Origin of the sequence: Sphingomonas pruni NBRC 15498 (assembly GCF_001598455.1) — a bacterium.
GTDB lineage: Bacteria > Pseudomonadota > Alphaproteobacteria > Sphingomonadales > Sphingomonadaceae > Sphingomonas > Sphingomonas pruni.
Window position 1 is genome coordinate 1 of record NZ_BCYZ01000129.1, and the last position, 4,266, is coordinate 4,266.

Consider the following 4,266-nt stretch of genomic DNA (forward strand, 5'->3'; position numbering starts at 1 on the left):
AGCGAATGGTGGAGGGGAAATGTCCTGTCCTCGCCGCTGCGCGGCTGCGGCCCCTCCACCGTCCGCTTCGCGGCCGGTCCCCCTCCCCATCTGCGATGGGGAGGATTTAACAGGTTGACCTTCGCCTCCCTCACGCCCACATGGCAATCGGATCGAATTGATCCGATTTGAGAGTCGTTCGCAACAATGCGTCTTTCCAGCCTAGCCGATTATGCCGTGGTGATGATGTCTGCCGCCGCACGCCATTGCGGCGGGGCGGGGCGTCTCAACGCGACCAGCCTGGCGGAGGAGACCGGCCTGCCGCTTCCCACCGTACAGAAGCTGGTGAGCAAATTGTCGTCGGCGGGACTGATCGAGAGCCAGCGGGGCACGGGTGGCGGTTTCCGCCTGTCGCGCCCGCCCGCAGCGATCAGCTTGGCCGACATCGTCGAGGCGATCGAAGGGCCGATCGCAATGACCGCCTGTGTCGACAATGGTGCACACGATTGCTGCGTCGAGGAAAGTTGCCGGGTGAAACCGCACTGGAATGCCGTCAACGGCGCCGTCCGTGGCGCGCTTGCGGGCGTGTCTCTCGCCAGCTTGTCCGCTGCTCCCGCGCTGGAGGTACAGGCCTGATGCCGCGATCAGCGCAAACTATTTTCCTTCGTGTCTTCGTGTCTTCGTGCGAGTCAATTTTCCTCGCACAAAGCCGCAAAGCCACGAAGATTTTTGATGGCCGCTACGCGGCCGGGGATTTCTGATGGTGACCAAGAATGCGGAGGCGCTGGCCGCCGCGAACAAGAAGTACGAATGGGGCTTTGCCTCGGACGTCGAACAGGAGTTCGCGCCTAAGGGCCTGTCCGAGGATACCGTCCGCTACATCTCGGCGAAGAAGAACGAGCCCGAATGGATGCTCGACTGGCGGCTGAAGGCGTTCCGCCTGTGGCAGACGATGGAGACCCCGGATTGGGCCAAGCTCGACATCGCGCCGATCGATTATCAGGACGCTTATTATTACGCCGAACCCAAGGCGAAGAAGACGATCGAGAGCCTCGACGATCTCGATCCGGAGATCCGGCGCACCTATGAAAAGCTGGGCATACCGATCGAGGAGCAGAAAGTACTCGCCGGGGTCGAGGGCGCGCGCAAGATCGCGGTCGACGCGGTGTTCGACAGCGTCTCGGTTGCAACGACCTTCCGTGCCGAGTTGAAGGCCGCCGGCGTCATCTTCCTGTCGATCAGCGAGGCGATCCGCGAATATCCCGAGTTGGTGAAGAAGTGGCTCGGCAAGGTCGTGCCGCAGCACGACAATTATTTCGCGGCGCTCAATTGCGCGGTCTTTTCCGACGGCACCTTCGTCTACGTGCCTGAGGGTGTGCGCTGCCCGATGGAGCTGTCGACCTATTTCCGTATCAATGCCGAGAATACCGGTCAGTTCGAGCGCACCCTGATCGTCGCCGACAAGGGCGCTTACGTCTCCTATCTCGAAGGTTGCACAGCGCCGATGCGCGATGAGAACCAGCTTCACGCCGCGGTGGTCGAACTGGTCGCGCTCGACGATGCCGAGATCAAATATTCGACCGTCCAGAACTGGTATCCGGGCGACGAGAATGGTCTCGGCGGGATCTACAATTTCGTCACCAAGCGCGCTTTGTGCCAGGGCAGGAACAGCAAGGTATCGTGGACCCAGGTCGAGACCGGCTCCGCGATCACCTGGAAATATCCGAGCTGCGTGCTGGCGGGCGAGAATTCGGTTGGCGAATTCTACTCGGTGGCGGTGACCAACAATCGCCAGCAGGCCGATACCGGCACCAAGATGATTCATCTCGGCAAGGGGTCGCGCTCGACGATCGTGTCGAAGGGGATTTCGGCCGGGCGGTCGGACAATACCTATCGCGGGCTGGTGCGCGTCGCGCCGACCGCGGAAGGCGTACGCAACTTCACCCAGTGCGACAGCCTGTTGCTTGGTTCCGAATGCGGGGCGCACACCGTGCCGTATATCGAGGTGCGCAACCCCAGCGCGCAGATCGAGCATGAGGCGACGACCTCGAAGATCAGCGAGGATCAGTTGTTCTACGCGATGCAACGTGGGCTCGATCAGGAAGCCGCGGTGGCGTTGATCGTCAACGGCTTCGCGCGCGAGGTGCTGCAGCAGCTGCCGATGGAGTTCGCGGTCGAAGCGCAGAAATTGCTCGGAATTTCGTTGGAGGGGTCGGTCGGATGACGGACGATCGACGCGAACGTCTAGCTGAGTTGCTGCGAGAGGATCGACGGAAAAAGGCGAGGCCGAACATCGTTGAGCAATGGGCTGAATTCGGGGTGTCGATTTCCCCGATTGCGGATGGACGGCATAAATGGTTGGCCGACAGCCAAAATTCGGGTCTCAGCTGGTCTTTGGATTTTGTCCCCAACTACGTCGCGACGGTGGAGGAGTTCGTCGCCGCGCATGATATGGTCGCCATCGCCGGTTGGGATCTGATGGAAGAGCCAGCGTGTCTCGTGACGGCTCATGATCTTAGACGCGCGGCCAGCAAGCTAGTCGAATTGTATCCCGATGGCTTCATCGTAGCGGACTCGTCATTCCGTCGCGTCCTCGGCGTCGACTGGGATGAAGACCAGGAGGCAGCTTATGCGGGAATCTTCGAACGGGAAAAGAATGCTTAACATCACCAACCTCCACGCCGAAGTCGACGGCAAGCCGATCCTCAAGGGCCTTTCTCTCACCGTGAACGCTGGCGAAGTGCACGCGATCATGGGCCCCAACGGCGCGGGCAAGTCGACGCTTGGCTATGTGCTCGGCGGGCGCCCCGGCTACGATGTGACCGACGGATCGGTGACCTTCGATGACGCCGACCTGCTCGAAATGGAACCGCACGAGCGCGCCGCGGCCGGGCTGTTCCTGGGCTTCCAATATCCGGTCGAGATCCCCGGCGTGTCGAACGTCCAGTTCCTGCGCGAGGCGCTCAACAGCCAGCGTCGCGCTCGCGGCGAGGCGGCGCTTTCAGGCGGCGAATTTCTGAAGCTGGCGCGCGCCGAAGCGGCGGCGCTGTCGATGGACGCCGAGATGCTCAAGCGGCCGGTCAATGTCGGTTTCTCGGGCGGCGAGAAGAAGCGCAACGAGATGGTGCAGATGGGGATCATCGGGCCGAAGCTCGCGATCCTCGACGAGACCGACAGCGGGCTCGACATCGACGCGCTGCGCGTGGTCGGCGACGGCATCAACCGCATCATGCGCGCGCCCGACAAGGCGGTGGTGCTGATCACCCATTATCAGCGGCTGCTCGATTACGTGAAGCCGGACTTCGTCCATGTGCTCGAGGGCGGCCGAATCACGCGGACAGGCGGTGCGGAGCTGGCGCTCGAGCTCGAGCGTGAAGGCTATGGAGCGGTGGCAGCGTGACTAAGCTCCGCGCCGCAGGCGCCTCCAGATTTTTGATCGCACAAAGACACGAAGCCACGAAGAAGGTGGGCGCGCTTCGCACCTTTGTGGCTTTGTGCGAGTCAAATTCATGACCCTGCTCGCGCTTCCAACCCGCCGTGATGAGGCGTGGCGTTATAGCGACCTCGACGCGCTGGCCGAGGCCTGGCCGCTCAATCCGCCCGAGGCGATCCGGGTCGCCGCCGGCGAGGAGATAGCGCGCGTGGTGGTGCAGGATTCACCTGCCGGCTCGGTGGCGATCAAGGACATCGCGGTCGTACTCGAAAAGGGCGCGCGGGCGACGTTCCACGTGCTCAATATCGGCGGCAAATTGGGCCGCGTGTCGATCGACGTGACCTTGCACGAAGGCGCGCATTTCGAACTTGGTGCCGCGATATTGGGCGGCGGCGAGCAAACGCTGGAGATCGTCACGACGGTCAACCATGTCGAGCCCAATGCGACTTCGAACCAGGTCGTGCGGTCGGTGCTCGGCGGCAAGGCGACCGGCAGTTATCTCGGCAAGGTCGCGGTTGCGCGCGGTGGGCAGAAGACCGATGCCAGCCAGTCGGTAAAGGCGATGCTGCTCACGCGCACCGCGACCGCCAATGCCAAGCCCGAGCTCGAGATTTTCGCCGACGACGTGAAATGCGCGCACGGCGCGACCGTTGGCGAGCTGGATGCGCAGGCGCTGTTCTATCTCGAAAGCCGCGGGATCGCGCCGGCCGAGGCCAAGGCGCTGCTGCTCCGTGCGTTCGTCGGCAGCGTGTTCGACGACATCGCCGATGAGAGTGAGCGCACGCGGGTCGAAGCGGCAGCGCAGGCTGCGCTGGAGCGGATGCTCGATAACTCCCTCTCCCATTGGGAGAGGG

General features: G+C 62.7%; 5 protein-coding genes. All 5 read left to right on the plus strand.

Annotated elements, in window-relative coordinates; translation table 11 throughout:
* Window positions 1-186: 186 nt before the first annotated feature.
* Window positions 187-615, plus strand: a complete 429-nt coding sequence (locus SPR01S_RS20620; RefSeq protein ID WP_066593632.1) for an SUF system Fe-S cluster assembly regulator — start codon at window positions 187-189, stop codon at window positions 613-615.
* 124 nt (window positions 616-739) lie between these two features.
* A complete protein-coding gene (gene sufB, locus SPR01S_RS20625; RefSeq protein ID WP_066593642.1) occupies window positions 740-2,203 on the plus strand; it encodes a Fe-S cluster assembly protein SufB in 1,464 nt (487 codons plus the stop codon).
* On the plus strand, window positions 2,200-2,643 hold the full coding sequence (locus SPR01S_RS20630) for a hypothetical protein (protein ID WP_066593643.1): 444 nt from the start codon (window positions 2,200-2,202) through the stop codon (window positions 2,641-2,643). The genes sufB and SPR01S_RS20630 overlap by 4 nt, the downstream gene beginning before the upstream one ends.
* On the plus strand, window positions 2,636-3,379 hold the full coding sequence (gene sufC, locus SPR01S_RS20635) for a Fe-S cluster assembly ATPase SufC (protein WP_066593644.1): 744 nt from the start codon (window positions 2,636-2,638) through the stop codon (window positions 3,377-3,379). Before SPR01S_RS20630 ends, sufC begins: the two co-directional genes overlap by 8 nt.
* Window positions 3,380-3,488: 109 nt before the next feature.
* The coding region (locus tag SPR01S_RS20640) for a SufD family Fe-S cluster assembly protein (protein ID WP_084251339.1) at window positions 3,489-4,266 on the plus strand (778 nt) is incomplete at its 3' end.

Coding starts and splice junctions, on each gene's coding strand:
- sufC (WP_066593644.1), top strand. CDS start 2,636: ATGCTTAACATCACCAACCTCCACGCCGAAGTCGACGGCAAGCCGATC.
- SPR01S_RS20630 (WP_066593643.1), top strand. CDS start 2,200: ATGACGGACGATCGACGCGAACGTCTAGCTGAGTTGCTGCGAGAGGAT.
- SPR01S_RS20620 (WP_066593632.1), top strand. CDS start 187: ATGCGTCTTTCCAGCCTAGCCGATTATGCCGTGGTGATGATGTCTGCC.
- sufB (WP_066593642.1), top strand. CDS start 740: ATGGTGACCAAGAATGCGGAGGCGCTGGCCGCCGCGAACAAGAAGTAC.